Annotated in this window: 15 protein-coding genes; 12 read left to right on the top strand and 3 right to left on the bottom strand. The window is 61.0% G+C overall.

Features of this window, described 5'->3' with window-relative positions; genetic code table 11:
- Positions 1–47: 47 nt before the first annotated feature.
- The 4 genes from DWB85_RS17790 (at position 48) to thrH (ending at position 4,931) form a co-directional block, all read left to right on the top strand.
- Positions 48–2,195 carry an acetyl-CoA hydrolase/transferase C-terminal domain-containing protein gene (locus tag DWB85_RS17790; protein ID WP_117957225.1) on the top strand — a complete coding sequence of 716 codons (2,148 nt, stop codon included), beginning with the start codon at positions 48–50 and terminating at the stop codon, positions 2,193–2,195.
- Positions 2,196–2,251: 56 nt separating this feature from the next.
- Complete coding sequence (locus DWB85_RS17785) at positions 2,252–3,151, top strand: 5'-nucleotidase (RefSeq protein WP_117957223.1); 900 nt, start codon at positions 2,252–2,254, stop codon at positions 3,149–3,151.
- A gap of 108 nt (positions 3,152–3,259) precedes the next feature.
- Positions 3,260–4,234, top strand: coding sequence for an HTH-type transcriptional regulator CysB (cysB, locus tag DWB85_RS17780; protein ID WP_117957221.1), 975 nt, complete (start codon positions 3,260–3,262; stop codon positions 4,232–4,234).
- 79 nt (positions 4,235–4,313) lie between these two features.
- On the top strand, positions 4,314–4,931 hold the full coding sequence (gene thrH / locus DWB85_RS17775; RefSeq protein ID WP_117957219.1) for a bifunctional phosphoserine phosphatase/homoserine phosphotransferase ThrH: 618 nt from the start codon (positions 4,314–4,316) through the stop codon (positions 4,929–4,931).
- 81 nt (positions 4,932–5,012) lie between these two features.
- On the opposite strand, the gene pabB is transcribed toward thrH, so the two are convergent.
- Positions 5,013–6,368, bottom strand: coding sequence for an aminodeoxychorismate synthase component I (pabB, locus tag DWB85_RS17770; RefSeq protein ID WP_117957217.1), 1,356 nt, complete (start codon positions 6,366–6,368; stop codon positions 5,013–5,015).
- Between the two features lie 311 nt (positions 6,369–6,679).
- On the opposite strand from pabB, the gene DWB85_RS17765 reads away from it, so the two are divergent.
- The 7 genes from DWB85_RS17765 to DWB85_RS17735 all read left to right on the top strand — a co-directional run bounded on the left by DWB85_RS17765 (position 6,680) and on the right by DWB85_RS17735 (position 15,927).
- Positions 6,680–8,413 (top strand): acyl-CoA carboxylase subunit beta, encoded by a 1,734-nt coding sequence (locus DWB85_RS17765; protein WP_117957215.1) that lies wholly within the window; start codon positions 6,680–6,682, stop codon positions 8,411–8,413.
- Between the two features lie 31 nt (positions 8,414–8,444).
- Complete coding sequence (locus tag DWB85_RS17760) at positions 8,445–11,261, top strand: ATP-binding protein (protein WP_117957213.1); 2,817 nt, start codon at positions 8,445–8,447, stop codon at positions 11,259–11,261.
- A 12-nt stretch (positions 11,262–11,273) separates the two neighbouring features.
- Positions 11,274–11,684: a methylmalonyl-CoA epimerase gene (gene mce / locus DWB85_RS17755; RefSeq protein ID WP_117957211.1), complete on the top strand. Its 411-nt coding sequence runs from the start codon at positions 11,274–11,276 to the stop codon at positions 11,682–11,684.
- A gap of 33 nt (positions 11,685–11,717) precedes the next feature.
- Positions 11,718–13,877, top strand: a complete 2,160-nt coding sequence (scpA, locus tag DWB85_RS17750) for a methylmalonyl-CoA mutase (RefSeq protein WP_117957209.1) — start codon at positions 11,718–11,720, stop codon at positions 13,875–13,877.
- 39 nt (positions 13,878–13,916) lie between these two features.
- Positions 13,917–14,876 carry a methylmalonyl Co-A mutase-associated GTPase MeaB gene (gene meaB, locus DWB85_RS17745; RefSeq protein ID WP_117957256.1) on the top strand — a complete coding sequence of 320 codons (960 nt, stop codon included), beginning with the start codon at positions 13,917–13,919 and terminating at the stop codon, positions 14,874–14,876.
- A 71-nt stretch (positions 14,877–14,947) separates the two neighbouring features.
- A complete protein-coding gene (locus tag DWB85_RS17740; RefSeq protein ID WP_117957207.1) occupies positions 14,948–15,277 on the top strand; it encodes a Rieske (2Fe-2S) protein in 330 nt (109 codons plus the stop codon).
- A gap of 65 nt (positions 15,278–15,342) precedes the next feature.
- Positions 15,343–15,927: a GNAT family N-acetyltransferase gene (locus DWB85_RS17735; protein ID WP_133300670.1), complete on the top strand. Its 585-nt coding sequence runs from the start codon at positions 15,343–15,345 to the stop codon at positions 15,925–15,927.
- Here DWB85_RS17735 and DWB85_RS17730 read toward each other — a convergent pair.
- On the bottom strand, positions 15,917–16,405 hold the full coding sequence (locus DWB85_RS17730) for a DUF7931 domain-containing protein (RefSeq protein WP_117957203.1): 489 nt from the start codon (positions 16,403–16,405) through the stop codon (positions 15,917–15,919). The genes DWB85_RS17735 and DWB85_RS17730 overlap by 11 nt on opposite strands.
- A 228-nt stretch (positions 16,406–16,633) precedes the next feature.
- On the opposite strand from DWB85_RS17730, the gene DWB85_RS17725 reads away from it, so the two are divergent.
- Positions 16,634–18,871, top strand: a complete 2,238-nt coding sequence (locus DWB85_RS17725) for an NADP-dependent isocitrate dehydrogenase (RefSeq protein ID WP_117957254.1) — start codon at positions 16,634–16,636, stop codon at positions 18,869–18,871.
- Between the two features lie 512 nt (positions 18,872–19,383).
- Here the strand turns inward: DWB85_RS17725 and DWB85_RS19810 are convergent.
- Entirely contained in the window at positions 19,384–19,992 is a 609-nt protein-coding gene (locus tag DWB85_RS19810) for a PEP-CTERM sorting domain-containing protein (protein WP_239017380.1), read from the bottom strand.
- Positions 19,993–20,751: the final 759 nt, after the last annotated feature.

Below are 20,751 nucleotides of genomic sequence, written 5' to 3'. Positions count from 1 at the left end.
ATGATTTTGCTGAATGCGCCGCGCCAGCGGAGCCGTGGGAGTAATACGTGACCGAAGTTCTTGCCAGTGTAGAAACCTGTGTCGATCGCATTATCGAAGCTGTGGGGCCGGATATCAGCGTGGGGGCACCCCTGGGGCTGGGCAAGCCGGTACAATTGCTTAATGCGCTGTACCACCGGGTCGCCGGGGATTCCTCGCTGTCCTTGCACATTTACACCGCGCTCTGCCTGGAGGTACCAAAGCCCGGCAGCCATATCGAGGAGGGCCTCGCCGGCCCCATCATGAAACGCATGTTTGGCGATTACGAGGAACTGGCGTTCCTGGGGCCGTTCAGGCGGGGTGAGATGCCGGCAAACGTGCAGCTGACCGAGCTGTACTTCAAGGCGGGGTCGATGAAGAATCACCCGGTTGCCCAGCAGAACTATATTTCCAGCAACTACACCCATATCGCCCGGGACATGCTCGACTCGGGCGTCAACGTCATGCTGCAACTGGTGGCCAGCGAGGGGGAGGGCGAGCAGCGCCGGCTCAGTTTCTCCTGCAACCCCGACATCAGCCCGGAGATCCTGCAACGCCAGAAGAGTCTCTCCCGCCGGGTTTATTTCGCCGCCCAGGTGCACTCCCGGTTGCCCTTCATGGAGCATGACGCCGAGACCGACCCGGGCAACTTCGACTGGATCGTCGATAACAGGGAATACGACAAGACCCTGTTCGCGGTTCCCAATGCCGCCGTCCCCCTGCGCGACTACGCCACCGCCCTGCACGCCAGCACCCTGATCGAGGATGGCGGCACCCTGCAGATCGGTATCGGTTCCCTCGGTGACGCGGTGGCCCATTCCTGCATTTTGCGTCACCGGGACAACGCCGCCTATCGCCGGCTGGTGGCGGGCATCAGCAATGAAACCCTACACGCGGAGATGGAGCAGGGCGAATTCGTGCAGGGCCTGTACGTCTCTACCGAGATGTTCGTCAACGGCATGATGCACCTGATCGAGCAGGGCGTGGTCAAGCGCCGGGTGTACGACGAGCTGGCCTTGCAATCGGGCCTGAATGAAGGACGCATCAGCGAGAGTGTCGACGCCAGGCTGTGGGAATACGGCCGCGAGTCGGGGCTGATACCGCGGCAACTGGATTCGGCGTCCCGGCAACGGCTGGTGTACTGGGGCGTCCTGCCGGATGAGCTGGCCCTGGACGATGCGGGATTGAGCCTGGCCGGGCAAGAGCTTGCCAACGACCTGGATGACAGCGCCACTCGCGGAGCCCTGTTGCAGGCACAGGCCGGCAAAACCCTGCGTCATGGCCGGGTACTGCACGGCGGTTTTTTCCTCGGCCCCCGGGACTTTTACCGCAAGCTGCAGGATCTGGACGAGGAGGGGCACGAGCGCATCTGCATGACCGGCGTGCAGCGCACCAACCAGCTGCTGCTGGACTATCCCCTGTATTGCGCCCAGCGCCGCAGCGCCCGCTTCATCAATACCGGTATGATCGCCGCGCTGAATGGGGCTGTGGCCTCGGATGCGCTGGAAGACGGCACGGTAATCAGCGGTGTCGGCGGGCAGTACAACTTTGTTGCCATGGCCCACGACCTGCCCGGCGCCCGCTCGGTGCTCTGCATCCGTGCCACCCGGGGAGAGGGCAAGCAGCTGAAGTCCAATATCGTGCCGCACTACGGCTATACCACTATTCCCAAACACCTGCGTGATGTGATCGTTACCGAGTACGGGGTGGCTGACCTGCGCGGGCAATCCGACGCCGAGGTTATCCGGCGCATGATCAATATCGCCGACTCCCGCTTCCAGCCCCAGTTGCTGGAGTACGCCAAGCGCCACGGCAAACTGCCCCAGGATTACAGCATCCCCTTCAGCGCCCGGCAGAATACACCCGAGAAAATTGCCCATGCCCTCAAGCCCGCCGTTGCCGAGGGGCTGTTACCGGACTATCCCTTCGGTACCGAGCTGACCGACAGTGAACTCGCTCTCGCTGCCAGTCTGCGCCGGATCAAGGCACTCAGTGAGGAACCGACCCACTTCATCAGCTCCGCCTTCAAGGCCCTGCTGCACCACGGTGACGAGGAGGCGGCCAGGCCGTTCCTGGAGCGCCTGCACCTGGAGCATCCGGAGACTACCCGCGACTTCCTGATCAAACAGCTGCTGATGCTGGACCTGGAAGAGCGGGGCATGCTCAAGGTCAGTTAGGGTGAACCGGCTCTGACGCGCTTCCATCGCTGGCCGCAACTGGGTATGCTCAGCCCATGCCCGAGAAGCTCGACGACAAGCTGGTTATCGCCATTTCCTCCCGCGCCCTGTTCAACCTGGACGACAGTCACCAGGTGTTCGAGAGTGAGGGGCTGCAGGCCTATTCGGATTACCAGGTGGCCCACGAGGACCAGCCACTGGAGCCGGGCGAGGCCTTTCCCCTGGTGCACAAGCTGTTGCGCCTCAATCAATTGCTCGGCGGTGAACAGCAGGTGGAGGTGGTGCTGCTGTCGCGTAACAGCGCCGATACCGGGCTGCGGGTGTTCAACTCTATCGAGCACTATGACCTGAACATCAGTCGCGCGGCCTTTTGCGGCGGCGAGAGCCCCTGGCGTTACATCCATGCCTTCGGCTGCCAGCTGTTCCTGTCCAGCGAGGCCGATGACGTGCGCAATGCGCTGGAATGCGGCGTGGCCGCAGCCACCCTGGTGTCCGGCGCCCGCCAGGAAACCGGCAACGAGCAGCTGCGCTTCGCCTTCGACGGCGATGCGGTGGTGTTCTCCGATGAGGCGGAGCGGGTCTACAAGACCGAGGGGCTTGCGGCCTTCACCGCCAGCGAGAAAGCTGCCGCCCGGCAGCCGCTGGCGGGCGGCCCCTTCCAGCCCTTCCTGGCGGCCCTGCACCGCCTGCAGCAGGCCTTTCCCGCCACCGAAGCACCTATCCGCACCGCCCTGGTGACTGCCCGTTCGGCCCCCGCCCACGAGCGGGTGATCCGCACCCTGCGGGCCTGGAATATCCGCATCGATGAGTCGATTTTCCTCGGCGGCCTCAACAAGACCGAATTCCTGCGCGCCTACCAGGCCGACGTGTTTTTCGACGACCAGCAGACCCATTGCGAATCCGCCAGCCCCCACATTGCCACCGGCCATGTTCCCCACGGCGTGGCCAATTCCTGAGTACCCCCGCGGGCCCGGGTTATTCCTTTTTAATTTGGCAAACTAGTCAGTTAATGGCTATTCTTTATAAGACCCTGGCAAACTGTCCCGGGGGCGGCGGAGGAGAGGATGAAGCTGCAACAGCTACGGTACATCTGGGAAGTAGCCCATCACGATCTCAATGTCTCCGCCACCGCCCAGAGCCTGTACACCTCGCAACCGGGCATCAGCAAGCAGATCCGCCTGCTGGAAGATGAGCTGGGCGTTGAAGTCTTCGCTCGCAGTGGCAAACACCTCACACATGTGACCCCCGCTGGCGAGGCAATCCTGGAAGCCGCCGGGGAGGTGCTGCGCAAGGTCGAGAGTATCAAGCAGGTTGCCCAGGAATACTCCAACGAGCGCAAGGGCAGCCTGTCCATCGCCACGACCCATACCCAGGCGCGCTACGCCTTGCCGGCGACCATCAGCGCCTTCATCGAGCGCTACCCGGAGGTTTCCCTGCATATGCACCAGGGAACGCCCATGCAGATATCGGAGATGGCGGCAGACGGTACCGTGGACTTCGCCATCGCCACCGAGGCGCTGGAACTGTTCTCCGACCTGATCATGATGCCCTGTTACCGCTGGAACCGTTGCATCCTGGTGCCCCGGGATCATCCGCTGGCGCAGGTATCAACCCTCACTCTCGAGGACGTTGCCGCCCACCCCATTGTCACCTACGTGTTCGGTTTTACCGGTCGCTCCAAGCTGGACGAGGCCTTTGTGGAACAGGGCCTGACGCCGCGGGTGGTATTTACCGCCGCCGACGCCGATGTCATCAAGACCTATGTGCGCCTGGGGCTGGGGATCGGTATTGTCGCCGCCATGGCCCACGATCCGGAGATGGACCCGGACCTGGTCGCCCTCGATGCCAGCCACCTGTTCGCCAGCAGCGTCACCCGCATCGGCTGCCGCCGGGGCACCTTCCTGCGCGGCTACATGTATGAGTTTATCGAGGATTTCGCCCCCCACCTGACGCGCGAGCTGGTGCACGAGGCTTTCCAGCGCCACACCAAGGCGGAGCTGGAAGAGCTGTTTGCCGAGCTGGACCTGCCGGTTTACTGAATAATTGCCCGCCCGGTCTTGTGCCTCCCGGCGCAAAGCCGTAGATTGTTGCGCTCGATTATCCCCCTAGGAGTAGCCCGTGGAGTTGGCCTGTCTCGACCTTGAAGGTGTTCTGGTGCCTGAAATCTGGATTGCGTTTGCCGAAAAGACCGGCATAGAGGAGCTCCGGGCCACCACCCGCGACATTCCCGACTACAACGTGCTGATGAAACAGCGCCTGGCCATACTCGACCGGCACGGCCTCAAGATCGACGATATCCAGGAGGTGATCGCCACCCTGGAGCCGCTGCCCGGGGCGACTGATTTCGTCAACTGGCTGCGCGAGCGCTTCCAGGTCATTATTCTCTCCGATACCTTCTACGAGTTCTCCGCGCCGCTGATGCGCCAGCTCGGCTGGCCGACCCTGTTCTGCCATCGCCTGGTCACGGATGAGGCGGGCAGGGTAGTGGACTACAAGCTGCGCCAGGAAGATCCCAAGCGCGCCTCGGTCAAGGCTTTCCACAGCCTCAACTACCGGGTGATTGCCGCCGGCGATTCCTACAACGACACCACCATGCTCGGTGAGGCCGATGTCGGCATCCTGATCCACGCACCGCAGAATGTGATCGATGAGTTTCCGCAGTTCAGGTCGGTGACTGACCACGCGGAACTGAAACAGGCGTTTGTGGATGCCTCTATTCGTGATTTGAAATTATAGTTTTTCAACGAGTGTCTTTCGTACCAAACGGCTCGGCACTGGGCATGCTATACCCAATAATCTCTGGTAAGTTTTGGCCGACTACATTTCTTCAAGCGCAGTCAAAAACTTCCCGACCTTGTCAAAGGTCTCCTGGTACTCCTGTCGCCACTGGGAATCGACGACGATGCCGCCGCCACCCCAGCAGCGCACTTGGCCCTCGCTGCACAGCAGGGTGCGGATGGCGATATTGCTGTCCATGCGGCCATCGGCGCTGATGTACAGCACGCTGCCGCAGTAGACTTCGCGGGGGTGGGGCTCGAGTTCGGCGATGATCTCCATGGCCCGGCGCTTGGGGGCGCCGGTGATGGAGCCGCCGGGAAAGCTGTCGCGCAGCAGCTCATAGGCGCTGCGCTCTGGCGCCAGTTCGCCGCTAATGGTGCTGACCAGGTGGTGCACGGTGGGAAAGCTCTGCACCTCGAACAGCGCGTCGACATGAATGGAGCCGGGCACGCAACTGCGGCCCAGGTCGTTGCGCAGCAGGTCGACGATCATCAGGTTTTCCGCGCGGTCCTTGGCGGAGCGGCGCAGTTCGTCGGCGGCGAGCCGGTCGGCGGCGCTGTCCTGGTAGCGCGGTCGGGTGCCCTTGATCGGCGAGGTTTGCACGTGGTGGCCGTGCAGGGCGAGAAAGCGCTCCGGCGACAGGCTCATTACCGCGTCGTCATCCGCCGTTGCCAGGTAGGCGGAGAAGGGGGCTGCGGCGACAGTACGCAGCTGGCGGTAGGCCTGCCAGGGGTTGCCGCTGTAGCGGGCGCTGAAGCGCTGGGCGAGGTTGACCTGGTAGCAGTCGCCGGCCTGGATATAGCCCTGTATGGTCTCGAAGGCCTGCTGATACTGCTGCTGGCTGAAATTTGAACTGAAACGCTGCTCCAGGCTGAAGCACTCTGCTTTGGTACTGCGGCGGGCGCGAAGGCGGGCGTGAATGTCGGCGCGCTGTGCAGCGGCCACCGTTCCCTGGGCCACCAGTACCGCGCGTTGCAGTAAATGGTCCTGCACCACGGCCCAGTTGTAGGCGCCCAGGGTCACACCGGAGTGGCGCGTCGGGGCTGGGCTGTCAGCAACCCGGTTGAGCGCATTGCCACAGTCATAGCCGACCATCCCCAGCAGTCCGCCACAGAAGGGAATGTCATGGGAAGCCGGTTGCACCGCACCGTAGTGTTCGCGGTGAAAGCGGGCCAGCTCGCTGAAATAGTCCAGCCAGGCCCGGTTACCGGCCTGCGCAGCGGGCGGCGGGGGCGTCGCCCGCGGCTGCGCGCACAGTATGTCGTAGCGCCCGCTGCTGGCGTGGGGAAAGCTGGAATCGAGGAAGGCCGCTCCCGGCAGGTCCCTGATGGCGTCGAACAACTCGCAGCTGTCCGGGCAGTAGGGTATTTCTTCCAGGGTGACGGTCTTGTTCATACGCCTCGGTGGCCAGTGCTATATGTTGACGCCGACCACTTTGACTCTGCTGGGCGCTGGCGTCTGTTATTCAGGTCGCTATTGTAAACTATTGTCCTGATTTGCGTTGATCTGGTAATTAACTGCTGTGAAAACATGGATTTACGTGGCAGCTTGTTTGACATTGCACAGGGTCGGTTTTATCGTTATTCGCCGAATTTCTGACAGGTCAGGGGTAACCGCGAACCTGCTAGCCCGGTCTTGTCAGTAAGCCTCAGCGGAGGTTCCGCAAGCACTCCCCGGCCCCCGGGGCCGATATTGGATCGACGATTATGACAACTGATAGCAGCCAACGCCCGATCGCTTCACTGGAAAACCCGTTTGCCGAAAAAGACGAGCAGGAGTTCCGGGTTCCCGGACAAATTGACTCGGAACCGGGCCTGTACGAGAAAGCTCTGAAACACGGCTGGGAACTGCAGCAGCGACCCTACACCGCCGCGGGGGTGAAAAGTACCCAGCGCCAGCACCAGAAAAACCGGATGACCGTGTGGGAGCGTATCCAGTGCCTCGCCGATGGCAAGCCCACCGTGCTGTACCAGAACTGGGGGCCCAACCTCGATGGTGCCTCCCTGGTCACCGCCCTGATCAAGGTCAACGGCAGGGACGTGGCGATTTACGGGCACGATTTCACAGTGCGCGCCGGCTCCATGGACGCCACCAACGGTGAGAAGCTGGCGCGCCTGTTCGAACTGGCGGCCAAGCGCAAGATTCCGGTGGTCGGCATGAACGATTCCGCCGGCGCCTATATCCCCGCCGGTGTCGGCGGCCTCGATGGTTACGCGGATGCCTTCACCGCACTGCGCAAGATTTCCGGGGTGGTGCCCAGCATCATGTGTATGTTTGGTTTCAACGCCGGCGGCGGCTCCTACCTGCCGCGGCAGGGTTCTTTCCTGATCCAGCCCAACGAGACCTTCTTCGGGCTCACCGGTCCCGGCGTGGTCAAATCGGTACTGGGCGAGGACGTCACCCCGGATGAACTGGGTGGCCCGGGTGTGCACAGCCAGACCGGGGTAAGCGATTTCGTGGTCCCCGACGAGGTGGCGGCCCTGCGCAAGGTGCGTGCGCTGCTCGATTACCTGCCCGCAAGCAACAGCGAGCTGGCGCCGTTCCGACCCTCATCGGACCCGGTGGACCGCAAAACCTGGGATATCGATATCCTGCTGAAGAAAGCCTTCAATTCGCCGACCGGTTTCAATACCCCGCTGGATATCACTATTCTCATCCAGCAGCTGTGCGACCACGGCGATTTCCTGGAGATCCAGGCCGAACGGGCCCGCAACACCATTACCGCCCTGGGCCGCATGGGCGGCAACGTGATTGGCTTCGTCGCCAATAATTCCGCGGTGGCATCCGGCCAGATCGACATCGATGCCGCGTACAAGAACGCACGCTTCATCCGGTTCTGCAACCTGTACAACATACCCATCATTTTCCTCGAGGACACCACCGGTTTCCTACCCGGTCGGGAACAGGAAGGCCGCGGTATCGTCCAGGCGGGCCGGGCGATGCTGGACTCCATCGTCGACCTGCGCACGCCGCGCTTCCTGGTGCTGGTGCGCAACGCCTTCGGCGGCGCCTACGCCTCCTACAACAACTACCCCACCGGCGCTGACTTCGTCGTGGCCCTGCCAACCACCCGGGTGGCGGTGATGGGTCCCGCTGGCGTCGAGTACGTCTACAAGGACGAACTGAAAAAGATTCGCGGTGCGGTGAAGTCGAAAATCGAGAAAGAAACCCAGGCCCAGCAGGCCGCCGGCCTGGATGAAAGCGCCGCCCGCGCCGCGGCGGAGCAACTGGTGGCTGGCTGGGTCAAGGCCGAGGAGCAACTGCTTGCCCAGCGCTATGAACAGGAGCTGATGAACCCTGACGAGGCCCTGAGCCTGGGGTCGATTTCCCAGATTGTCATGCCATCTGACCTGCGCCACGTACTGGCCGAGCACATGGACTTCTGCCTGCGCCACTACGAGCCAGGCCCGCTGCAATCGGTTCAGCGCGAATTCCACTAAGCCCCCGGCAACCAGAACTGAGGATTATCACGTGTCCAACGAACACTACCTGAAAAACCCCCTGATTCATCGCGACCGGCGCCTGGGGCGACGCCACATTGCCTGGGTGAACCAGTTCGACTGTACCCACATGCGGCCGCTGATTATCTGTCGCGGCCCCATCCGTCGCGAGGCGATGGATGTCTTCGAGGAAATGGGCATTAGCGAATACGGCATCCTGTTGTCGGAAAAGGATTCCATCGTTTACCAGGACGCCCTGGCACCCGAACTGCGCACGCTGACAGTGCCCGACCGGGTGCACCGGGTACCCGATTACACCGGCGCCAACAAAGAGGAGCGCGACCAGCGGATTGCCCAGATCATCAGTATCGCCAGGGACAACGGCTACAACTCGATCTTTGCCGGCTACGGCTTTATGGCCGAGGACGAGACCATGGTGGCGGCGATGGAGAAGGCCGGCCTGAATTTCATCGGTCCCTGCTCACGCACCGTGCACGATGCCGGCCTGAAGGACGAGGCCAAGCGAACCGCGCTCAAGGCCGGTGTTTCGGTCACCCCCGGCATCGACAACGGCACGGCTCTTACCCTGCTGAAAAAGCATCCCGACGTGGCGGCGCTGAAGGCGCTGGTGGCGGAGCAGGGCCTGGACGTGGACGCGGCCAAACTCGACGATGACAGCATTGAACTCGCCGACAAGGCGGACCTGGTGCTGGCGGCGTCCTACGACAAGGGCGTGGATCTGTACACGGTAGACGAGCTCTGTGAAACCCTGACCGAAGCGGTGCGCAAGATGGCCGAGGAGTACCCGCAGAACCGGGTGCGGCTCAAGGCGATTTCCGGCGGTGGCGGCAAGGGCCAGCGTATCCTCGGTATCGGTGAGGCTGAGCGGACCCCGGAGATGGTGCGGGAGATCCTCAACGAGGTGAAGACGACCGGCGTCGGCGACAACAAGAACGTGCTGGTGGAGCTCAATATCGAGACCACCCGCCACCAGGAAATACAGGCGATCGGCAATGGCGTCTGGAGCATGTCCATGGGCGGCCGGGACTGTTCGCTGCAAATGCACGAGCAGAAACTGCTGGAAGTGTCGGTCACCGTCGAGTCCCTGCAGGCGGCTATAGAGCAGGCCGAGGCGGCCGGCCAGGCGGAGGAGGCCGCGGTGCTCAGGCAGGACCTCAAGACCCTGCAGGAGATGGAAGACGAGGCCGCCCGTTTCGGCGAGGCTGTCGGCCTGGATTCGGTGTCGACCTTTGAGTGTATTGTCGATCGCGACAAGCACTTCTTCATGGAGATGAATACCCGCATCCAGGTCGAACACCGGGTTACCGAGCTCTGCTATGCGCTGGAATTCAGCAACCCGGACGCCCCGGAAGAATCCTTCGTGGTGGAATCGCTGGTGGAGATGATGGTGTTGCTGGCTGCGCACGGCAAAAAGCTGCCCAAGCCACGGCGTATCCTGCGGCATAACGACTCGGTGGAGGCCCGCCTCAACGCCACCAACCAGGCGCTGCAGCCCAGCGCCGGTGGGGTGATCGAGTACTGGTCCGATGCGGTGGAGGGCGAGATTCGCGACGACCAGGGCATCAGCCTGCACAACCCCGATACCGATGTATTCATGAAGTACACCCTGGCCGGTGCCTACGACTCCAACATCGCCCTGCTGCTGACCGTGGGCGATACCCGGCTGGATACCTATGAGCGTATGGCCGAGGTGATTCGCCAGACCACCATGCGCGGCAAGGACCTGGCCACTAACCTGGAGTTCCATTACGGTTTGGTCAACTGGTTTATCGGCCAGAATATCAACGCCAGGCCCACCACGCGGTTCATCGTGCCCTACCTCACGGCGGTGGGTGAGCTGAAGCACAAATCCAACGACCTTGACCTGGCCTATGCCTGGCAACAGACCTGCCAGCTCGCGCTGGCCGCCGAAGCGCAGACCGAAGCGGCCGCAGCCCTGAAGCTGGCGCTGGAGCGGAAGCAGACCCTGTTGCTGCGGCCGCTGGAAACCCTGTTCAGCCAGCCTCACATCCTGGCCGGCTGGCTGAGCGTGAATCGCGACAGTTACACCATGATCGACGGCAAGGTGAACTGGAACGAGAATCCGGTGGAACTGCTGGCCGACACCTACCATTTCCTCAAGATGGATTACATTCCGGGCGCACCCGCGGCCAACATGATCTGGGATCACGATCACGAGGTTCTGCAGCAGGCGCTGGATTTCTACAACGAGCTCAATAACCGCCTGCAGGCAGGCGACTGGATCGAGCTGCAGACCATGCTTGCCGACCCCGCCGCGCCCCCGGGTATCGAGGCGGCGCTGTGGCAGGAGATTCGCGGTGCCCACTATGGCTTCCAGGCGGGCATGGATATGCTGGCGGTCTTGCCCAGCATCGCAGAGGCCACCGGTTTTTACGACCTGTCGGTCAAAGGCGACCTGACAATCCATATTCCCGAGCGCCTGCTCGACGACTCCCTGCAGGAGGCCATGGCCAAGGTGCTGGTACCGCCGCCGGTCGCCAAGTCGGATGAAATTCTGGCGGAGAGCGGTGGCATGTTCTATGGTCGGGAGACCCCGCAGCACGAGGTTTATGTCAAGCAGGGCGACCATTTCGAGGCCGGCGACCCGCTGTACATCGTGGAGGTCATGAAGATGTTCAACAAGGTATACGCGCCATTTTCCGGCACCATCGAAGAGGTGCTGGTCGATACCGACGGTGTCATCATCAGCAAGGGGCAGCCGATATTCAAGATCACGCCGGACGAGAAAATCGTGGTTGAATCCCCCGAGGAGGTGGCCGCCCGGCGCCGTTCGGCCACCGACCAGTTTCTTGCAGCCCTGGTATAAGGAGCGAACCCTATGATTACAGCACTTGATCACATCGCTATTGCAGTCCCCGATTTCGACAAGGCGATAAAGCGCTTCATGGAAGATTTCGGCCTGCCCTTCGAGGGCACCGAAGACGTGGTCGCGGCGAAGACCTCGACCGCCTTCTTCCCGCTGCCGCCGACCAGCATCGAACTGGTGCATCCGCTCAACGGCGAGGGTCCCATCGCCGGCTACCTGGAGAAAAAAGGGGGTGGCCTGCATCACCTCTGCTTTCGCTCCGACAACATCGAGGAAGACGTCGAGCGCCTGAAGGCCAAAGGCTACCAGTTCCTGGCGGATGCGCCGACGCCTGGCGCGCACGGCTCCAGGGTCATATTTATCCACCCCAAGAGCTGCGACGGTGTGTTGATAGAAATAAACCAGCCGGCCGACGAACACTAGGGCCTGGATAGCGAATTGCCAGAGGACAGACAAATGAGCGACAAGAAAATCTACGACAAAGACAGCGCAACACCGGAAGCCTGGGCAGAGCTGGCCAGCAAACAGTTGCGCGGCAAGCCGCTGGAGTCCCTGACCTGGCATACCCCGGAAGACATCGACGTAAAACCCCTGTACACCGCGGCTGACACCGCCGGTCTCGAGTACGCCGACACCATGCCCGGTATGTCGCCGTACATCCGCGGACCCCAGGCGACCATGTACGCCGGACGCCCCTGGACGATTCGCCAGTACGCGGGTTTTTCCACCGCCGAGGAATCCAATGCGTTTTATCGCAAGGCGCTGGCCGCGGGCGGGCAGGGGGTATCGGTAGCCTTCGACCTGGCGACTCACCGCGGTTACGACTCGGATCACCCGCGGGTCGCGGGCGATGTCGGCAAGGCCGGCGTGGCGATCGACTCGGTGGAGGACATGAAGATCCTGTTCGACGGCATACCGCTGGACCAGGTGTCGGTATCCATGACCATGAACGGCGCCGTGCTGCCGGTGCTGGCCGGCTATATCGTTGCCGCCGAGGAGCAGGGCGTGGGCCAGGAGCAACTGGCGGGCACCATCCAGAACGATATCCTCAAGGAGTTCATGGTACGCAACACCTACATTTACCCGCCGGCGCCCAGCATGAAAATTATCGGCGACATCATCGCCTACTGCTCGAAGAATATGCCGCGCTTCAACACCATTTCCATTTCCGGGTACCACATCCAGGAAGCCGGGGCTAACGCCGCGCTGGAACTGGCCTACACCCTGGCCGACGGCAAGGAGTACATTCGCACCGCGCTCAACGCCGGCCTGGGCATTGATGAGTTCGCCCCGCGCCTGTCCTTCTTCTGGGGCATCGGCATGAACTTCTACATGGAAATCGCCAAGATGCGCGCCGCGCGCCTGCTGTGGGCGCGCATCGTCGGTGAGTTCAATCCGGAAAACCCCAAGAGCTCCATGCTGCGCACACACAGCCAGACCTCCGGCTGGTCACTGACCGAGCAGGATCCCTACAACAACGTGGTGCGCACCACCATAGAGGCAATGGCCGCGGTATTTGGCGGCACCCAGTCGCTGCACACCAATGCGCTCGATGAAGCCATCGCGCTGCCCACCGAATTCTCTGCCCGCATTGCCCGCAACACCCAGCTGATCATCCAGGAAGAAACCGGCATTACCAGGGTCGTCGACCCCTGGGGTGGTTCTTACCTGATGGAGAGCCTGACCAGGGATATCGCCGACAAGGCCTGGGAACTGATCGAAGAGATCGAGGAAGCTGGCGGTATGGCCAAGGCCATTGAAACCGGCATGCCCAAGCTGCGTATCGAGGAGGCCGCGGCCCGCAAACAGGCCCGCATCGACAAGGGCGACGACGTGATCGTCGGCGTCAACAAGTACGCTGGCGACGCCACGGAAGAAGTCGACGTACTGGAGATCGACAACCAGGCAGTGCGCGAATCCCAGCTGGCCCGACTCGCCAGGATCCGCGAGTCCCGCGACGAGGCCGCGGTGGAAGCGATTCTGGAAGATATCTACCAGTGCGCAGTCAGCGGTGACGGCAACCTGCTGGAACTGGCGGTGGAAGCGACCCGCCGCCGCGCTACCGTCGGCGAGATATCCTTCGCCATGGAACGGGAGTTTGGCCGCTTCAACGCCCAGGCCCAGACCGTCTCCGGCGTGTACGGCAGTGCGTTCCAGGAAGACGAGAACTGGCAGGGTATCAGCAAGGACATCGATGACTTTGTCGCCGCCCACGGTCGCCGCCCGCGCATGCTGGTCTGCAAAATGGGCCAGGACGGCCACGACCGCGGCGCCAAGGTGATCGCCACCGCCTTTGCCGACGTCGGCTTCGATATCGACCTGTCGCCCATGTTCTCCACCCCGGAAGAGGTTGCCCGCCAGGCCATCGAGAACGATGTCCACGTGGTTGGCGCGTCGTCCCTGGCCGCCGGGCACAAGACCCTGGTGCCGGAACTGGTGGAGGAACTGCGCAAGCAGGGTGCGGATGATATTGTGGTTATCGCCGGCGGTGTGATTCCCCGCCAGGATTACGATCACCTCTATGCCGCGGGCGTGAACTGTATCTTTGGGCCGGGAACGCCGATACCCGTCTGTGCTCGTGATGTACTGGATGCAGTTAATCAAGCACAGTCATAATAGGTATTCATGCGCGGCCTCCCGCGCTTTGCCCCCCGAATGACTAACTTCGACCTCGACAAACTCCTCAGCGGCAACCGCCGAGCCCTGGCCAAGGCCATCACCCTGGTGGAATCCCGCCTGGACACGCACCGCGAACAGGCCCAGGACATCCTCGAACAGGTGCTGCCCCACAGCGGCAACAGCATCCGCATCGGCATCACCGGCGTACCGGGTGTCGGCAAATCCACCTTTATCGAGGCCTTCGGCCTGTACCTGATCGAGCAGGGCAAGCGGGTAGCGGTGCTGGCCGTGGACCCCAGCTCACCGATTGCCGGCGGCTCCATTCTCGGCGACAAGACCCGGATGGAAGAACTGTCGCGGCGGGAGGAGGCCTATATCCGCCCGTCTCCCTCCGAGGGCACTCTGGGCGGGGTAGCGCAGAAAACCCGGGAGACCATGCTGCTGTGCGAGGCCGCGGGTTACGATGTGATCCTGGTGGAGACCGTGGGTGTCGGCCAGAGTGAGTACCAGGTTGCCGGCATGGTGGACTTTTTCATGGTGCTGATGCTGCCCGGTGGCGGTGACGAACTGCAGGGCATCAAGAAAGGCATCATGGAGCTGGCCGATGCGCTGGTGATCAACAAGGCCGACGGTGACAGCGAGAAGCTGGCCAACCTGACCCGCCAGCAGTACACCAGTGCCATGAACCTGCTGCGTCACACCAGCTTCTGGACGCCGCGGGTGATGACCTGCTCGGCGCTGAAGCAGATCAATATCGACGCGGTGTGGGGCATGATTGTCGACTACTGGAGCATGGCCAGGGAAGCGAATGCCTTCGATGGCAAACGCGCCCAGCAGAACCGCGGCTGGATGCACCAGCTGGTCAACGAGATGCTGCTGCTCAAGTTGAGCCAGAACCCTGAGGTGAAGCGCCTGCTGCCGGCACTGGAAGAGAGCGTGGAACAGCAGGAGCTCACGGCCTTTGCTGCCGCCCGCCAGATTATCGAAATGCTCTGAGGTGCAGGTATTGGCCAGCGCGGCAGAAACGCGCTAGGCTCAGCTACCCTGACCTTCTATCGGGCCCGGCCATGCGTTTTTACCCACTGGAAAAGCTGATTAACCTGCACGACAACTACAGCCGCCAGTTCAAGATTGATCACCTGCAGCTGCTGTTGTTGCAGCGCGACGGACAGCTCTACCTGATAGAGGCCAATTGCCCCCATCGGGCACACCCGCTGGACAGCGCCAGTATCGCCGGCAACACCATTGAGTGCCCCCTGCACCAGTACCGCTTTAACCTCGCTGACGGCCGTCTGCTCCAGCACACCGAGGAGCCCTGTCGGGCGCTGAAAGTCTGGGATATCGCCTACGAGGGCGTGGAGGTAGGGGTGATGCTAGGCCGGGAATTCGACCGCTGAGCCGGGTTATAATGTGCGCTTTTTACAGAGGAGCATGCAGGTGACCGGGACTGTCTGTTTATCGGGTGAGATCCACACTGACTGAGACCATGCTGCGTTTTCCCTCCCAGGCCCTCGCCACCGAACGCCTGCTGTTGCGCGAGATAGCCCATGTCGACCTGGACGATCTGTACGCCGTGCATTCGGTAGCGGCGGTGAACCGTTACCTGCCCTATACCACCTGGCAGAGCAAGGCCGATGCCGAGGCCTGGTGGCAGCGGGTGCAGGACAGGATGAGCGACGGCAAGGCCCTGCAGTTTGCCATCTGCCTGCGGGATTCCCAGCGGGTGATCGGCAGTTGCGTGCTGTTCGCCTACGACGAAGCCCATGGCCGTATCGAAATTGGCTACGCCTTTGGCCAGGACTACTGGGGCCGGGGCTATGCACGGGAAGCGCTGGAGCGATTCCTGGACTACTGCTTCGACGATCTCGCCCTGCGGCGGATAGAGGCGCGGGTCGATGCACGCAACCGCGCCTCCAGCGGCCTGTTAACCCGCCTGGGTTTTGTCAGCGAGGGCTGCCTGCGGCAGTGGCAGATGGAGGGGGATACGCCGGTCGATTCCCAACTGTTCGCCTTGCTCGCCCACGAGCGGGCCGGCGCTACACGCTGAGCGCGCGTAACTCGGGGTCCTGCTCGCTGTAGCGCCACAGCTCGTCAAACAGTTCCAGGTGCTGCAGGGCGGAGGCCCGGGAGGCGGGTTCGTAAAAGCCATCGTGGCCGGAACCCGCGGGCTTGTACAGGACACCGTCACGGTCGCGGATAACAATGGTCTGGCCCTTCCAGTCAGGATGCTCGCTGATGCGCCGGATCTGTACCAGGCTGGGCATGCGCCGGGCGAGTGCCAACAGGCTGTGGCCGCGACCGGTGAGGCCCCGGGTGTCGGCCACCAGGATGCGCACCTCGGTCTGGCGGCTGCTGCGGGCGAGGGTGGATAGCGCCATCGACAGCTCCTCCCGGTCGAAGACTGCCCGCTCCAGCCGCGGACTCAATATGCTGATGTAGCGGGCCGCGCTGCGGGCCAGGGTGACAGCCAGCTCGTCAAAGGGATGGGGGTAGGCCACCCCCTGGATAAATTCTTCGTCGCTCATCAGTGCTATGCAACTTTATTCAATGCCGGTCCACCCAGTGTAGCCCGGCGCCCGCAGAAGGCCAGAGTGGCCTCCCGGGTTCGTCTATTTAGTCCGGAAAGTCATTGTTAATCAGTGATTTAGCGTTGGCCGGGTATCGAATTGATGGGCTTTGCGGTATAGTGCGGGCAGCAAAAATCCAGGAGCCCACAGGTTCTCCGATTGCCCGTATCCATCGCAGAGGAAATCATGACAACAAACAGCAGCACCATCTACTACACCCTGACTGACGAAGCACCTTCCCTGGCAACCTGTTCCCTGTTGCCCATCGTACGCACCTTCACCTCCGCCGCCGGTATTGACGTCAAGATCACCGATATCTCGCTGGCCGGACGCATCCTGGCCGGGTTCCCGGACCGCCTGACCGAGGAACAGCAGGTGGTCGATGGCCTGGCCTTTCTCGGTGAGCTGACCCAGGACCCCGATGCCAATATCATCAAGCTGCCCAATATCAGCGCGTCGATTCCCCAGCTCAAGGACTGCATCGCCGAACTGCAGGGGCAGGGCTACGACATACCCGACTACCCCGAAAATCCGCAGACCGATGAAGACCGGGATATCCAGAGCCGCTACGCCAAGGTACTGGGCAGTGCGGTCAACCCGGTGCTGCGCGAAGGTAATTCCGACCGCCGGGCACCCAAGGCGGTGAAGGAATACGTGCGCAAGTTCCCCCATTCCATGGGTGAGTGGAGCAAGGCCTCCCGCAGTCACGCCGACTATATGCGCGGCGGCGACTTTTATTCGGCGGAACAGTCCCTGACCATGGCAGAGGCCGGCGACGTGCGTATCGAATTTGTCGCCGAAGACGGTTCGGTGACGGTCAAGAAGGAACTGGCCCTGGAGCAGGGCGAGGTCATGGACAGCATGCGCATGAGCGCCGGTGCCCTGCGCGAGTTCCTGGAAGAAACCATGAACGACGCCAGGGACTCCGGCGTCATGTGGTCACTCCACGTCAAGGCCACCATGATGAAGGTGTCCCACCCGATCGTATTCGGGCACGCGGTTACCGTGTTCTACAAAGACCTGTTCGCGAAGCACGATGAGCTGTTCGCCGAACTGGGCGTCAACCCCAACAATGGCCTCAGCAGCGTCTACGAGAAAATCGAGTCCCTGCCGCGCTCCAAGCGCGAGGAAATCATGGAGGACATTCACGCCTGCTACGAGGGGCGGCCGGAACTGGCCATGGTGGATTCCGTCAAGGGGATTACCAACCTCCACGTGCCCAGCGATGTGATCGTCGACGCCTCCATGCCGGCCATGATCCGCAATGGCGGCAAGATGTGGGGGCCCGATGGCAAGGCCAAGGACTGCAAGGCGGTAATGCCCGAGAGCACCTACTCGACAATTTACCAGGAGATGATCAACTTCTGTAAAACCAACGGTGCCTTCGATCCGACCGTTTGCGGCACCGTGCCCAACGTTGGCCTGATGGCGAAAAAAGCCGAGGAATACGGCTCCCACGACAAGACCTTCGAGGTCGATGCCCCCGGCGTTATGCGGGTGGTCAATGCGGCGGGTGAGGTGCTGATGCAGCATGACGTCCAGCCCGGTGATATCTGGCGCGCCTGCCAGACCAAGGACGAGGCGATTCGCGACTGGGTCAAGCTGGCTGTCAACCGCTCACGCCAGTCCGATACGCCGGTCATTTTCTGGCTGGACCGCAACCGCGCCCACGACATCGAGCTGATCAAGAAGGTCAATGAGTACCTCGAGGACCACGACACCGAGGGCCTGGATATCCGCATCATGACCTACGTCGAGGCTATCCGCCGCAGCATGGAGCGAATGATTCGCGGCCGCGACACCATCTCGGCCACCGGCAATGTTTTGCGGGACTATCTCACCGACCTGTTCCCGATCATGGAGCTGGGTACCTCCGCCAAGATGCTGTCTATCGTGCCCATGCTCAAGGGCGGTGGCATGTACGAAACCGGCGCCGGCGGCTCCGCCCCCAAGCACGTCCAGCAGCTGCAGGAAGAAAATCACCTGCGCTGGGATTCCCTCGGCGAATTCCTCGCCCTGGCGGTATCCCTCGAGGACATGGGCCTGAAGCAGAACAATGCCCGCGCGGCGCTGCTGGCGAAAACCCTGGACGAAGCCACCGGCAAGCTGCTGGAGAACAACAAGTCACCCTCGCGCAAGGTCGGTGAACTGGATAACCGCGGCAGCCACTTCTACCTCGGTATGTACTGGGCCGAGGCGCTGGCGGCACAGAGCGAAGACGCCGAAATGGCAGCGCAGTTCGCGCCCCTGGCCAAGGCCTTCAGCGACAACGAGGCCGCCATCGTCGGTGAACTGGAAAAAGCCCAGGGCAAGCCGGTAGAGGAAGAGGGCTACGGCTACTACCACGCGGACCGCGCGGCGGTGAAGCGCATCATGCGGCCCAGCAAAACCCTGAACGATATCCTGGCGCAGGCCAACAGCTGATCGCCTGAAGCACCGATAAAGGCAGCCTGGCTGGTACAGGCTGCCTTTCTTTGTGGCCCGGCATACCGGGATTCAGTGGCGGCTAAGAGGAGCGGACATTGGAAATGTGTCACCAAGAATGTTGCGCTGACGGCCTGAATCCACANAGTGTGCCCGCAAGGCGTGAAATCAGATCAAATCAGCCTGTTAACTGCCTGCGATTCCGTAATCGGAAAATCTCCGCGGAGATTTGGCCGAATCTGATGACTCATGAAATATTCAGGCTAGCCGTTAAACACACAGGGATCTGTATTGATGTCCGCTTTCACCTCATTTGCGACGGTCAGCCATGCAGAAATTGATATGCCAGAAGGGCCGCTTTGTGCCAGCAACGGACATTCGATTTATCTGGGATTCACCGAAACGCCGGGATAGTCAGCTGGCCGCTTTCGTCAATCCTGAGACCTTAGTTTCCCCGAATGACAGGCATAAAAAAGCCCTCACATTGGAGGGCTGTTTATCAGGAGAAATACTTACGCTTTCTTGCGGCGTGACCAGCCAAGGCCAGTGAGGCCGAGGCCGAAGAGAGCGAGGGTGGCAGGTTCGGGGACACTATTTTCAGTCACGACTAAGTTATCAATCCCTACAGCGTAGGTCGTGTGGGCTTTAAATACTACACTAGTCAAATTATCGAAACCGGTCAGCGCGTTGGTTGTCCACGTGGTCCCAGCAGCTAGACTGGTGCTGACCACGCCGCCTCCGAATATGTTGCCAATGATCTCTAGGGATCCGTCGTCAGACCTTCGCCATGATCCTAAGGCGATACTCTCCAATGAAAACAGTGTGGCCACCGCAGATTCAAGTGTAATGTTCGCCGCACCATCCGCGCAACCACCACTGTCTGAGCAGAACACCAAGTAGGCACTGCCGTTGGAATTATTTATGTTTTTCCCCCAGATTCCAGAAGTGCCACTCACTGCATTTGAACTGGTAAATAAAAATCCGCTTTCGGAGTAGGGTGGTTTTGAAGTGTCGGAAGAGGAGTCCCCAACTACACCCTCGAAACCTATCAATAGTGCATTTGCATGCCCTGCCGTGAAAAGTAAAAAAATCGACATGGTGTAGAGTAGTTTTAGTTTCATCTTGTCAGGCTTCCTTTGCGCAGTGGGCTATCTCAAATCGATAATGCATTTTTCGCGCTAAAATTGTTATTTATTATAAAAAACAGTATGTTATTTTTTTTGGCTGATCGAAATAAGAAGCTTTGTAAGAAAACCTGACACTAAGTCTTCTAATATTTGACCAAGCCGCCTCCATCCGCTTCTAATGCCGCTTTGGCCGTTGTAAGGCGGGCTTACAAATGACCGCAGTGCGTCGAAAGCGGTCATCGCTCCAATTTCATCCTAATGTCTCGAAGTAGGCGAAAGAAGACTCTTTGGTCTGGGCGGTCGAGGGTCCGCTTTGTGGACGAAAGCAGACCTTCAAAACAGCCTATCTCAAGTATCAGCACATGGCTATAGAGACGGATTACAGATAACTACAAAGCAATCCAACAAGAAGCACACTGCCTGGAATCATGCATCAACACCGACTATTGCACCTCAGGCAGAATCGGCCCTGTTTGCGCAAACGATAGCGCTACATAGCTCACCGCCAGCTAGCCATAAATGCCTATAAATATAGGCCCAAACGATTGCGAGGGTGTGCGCGTGCGACTACACTTAACTGTATAAATACAGTATTTAGCGGAGGTCCTAACCATGACCAATCTCGCTCTCGCCGCACTTCCTGCCGAACTTGAAACCGACCAGGACCTGGCCGATCACATCACCCTGCTGGCCGGCCAGATCAATGCCGCCAACCACCGTCTGTTAAAGCTCATCGCGGAGTTTGACCGGCGC

The sequence above is a fragment of the Seongchinamella sediminis genome, from assembly GCF_003457605.1.
GTDB lineage: Bacteria > Pseudomonadota > Gammaproteobacteria > Pseudomonadales > Halieaceae > Halioglobus > Halioglobus sediminis.
This window is presented reverse-complemented; position numbering and strand designations above follow the sequence as displayed.

What these genes read in the sequence shown, in the direction of transcription:
- pabB (WP_117957217.1), bottom strand. Translation starts at nt 6,368, where the DNA reads ATGAACAAGACCGTCACCCTGGAAGAAATACCCTACTGCCCGGACAGC.
- scpA (WP_117957209.1), top strand. Translation starts at nt 11,718, where the DNA reads ATGAGCGACAAGAAAATCTACGACAAAGACAGCGCAACACCGGAAGCC.
- DWB85_RS17725 (WP_117957254.1), top strand. Translation starts at nt 16,634, where the DNA reads ATGACAACAAACAGCAGCACCATCTACTACACCCTGACTGACGAAGCA.
- DWB85_RS17785 (WP_117957223.1), top strand. Translation starts at nt 2,252, where the DNA reads ATGCCCGAGAAGCTCGACGACAAGCTGGTTATCGCCATTTCCTCCCGC.
- DWB85_RS17730 (WP_117957203.1), bottom strand. Translation starts at nt 16,405, where the DNA reads ATGAGCGACGAAGAATTTATCCAGGGGGTGGCCTACCCCCATCCCTTT.
- meaB (WP_117957256.1), top strand. Translation starts at nt 13,917, where the DNA reads ATGACTAACTTCGACCTCGACAAACTCCTCAGCGGCAACCGCCGAGCC.
- DWB85_RS17740 (WP_117957207.1), top strand. Translation starts at nt 14,948, where the DNA reads ATGCGTTTTTACCCACTGGAAAAGCTGATTAACCTGCACGACAACTAC.
- DWB85_RS17765 (WP_117957215.1), top strand. Translation starts at nt 6,680, where the DNA reads ATGACAACTGATAGCAGCCAACGCCCGATCGCTTCACTGGAAAACCCG.
- cysB (WP_117957221.1), top strand. Translation starts at nt 3,260, where the DNA reads ATGAAGCTGCAACAGCTACGGTACATCTGGGAAGTAGCCCATCACGAT.
- DWB85_RS19810 (WP_239017380.1), bottom strand. Translation starts at nt 19,992, where the DNA reads ATGAAACTAAAACTACTCTACACCATGTCGATTTTTTTACTTTTCACG.
- mce (WP_117957211.1), top strand. Translation starts at nt 11,274, where the DNA reads ATGATTACAGCACTTGATCACATCGCTATTGCAGTCCCCGATTTCGAC.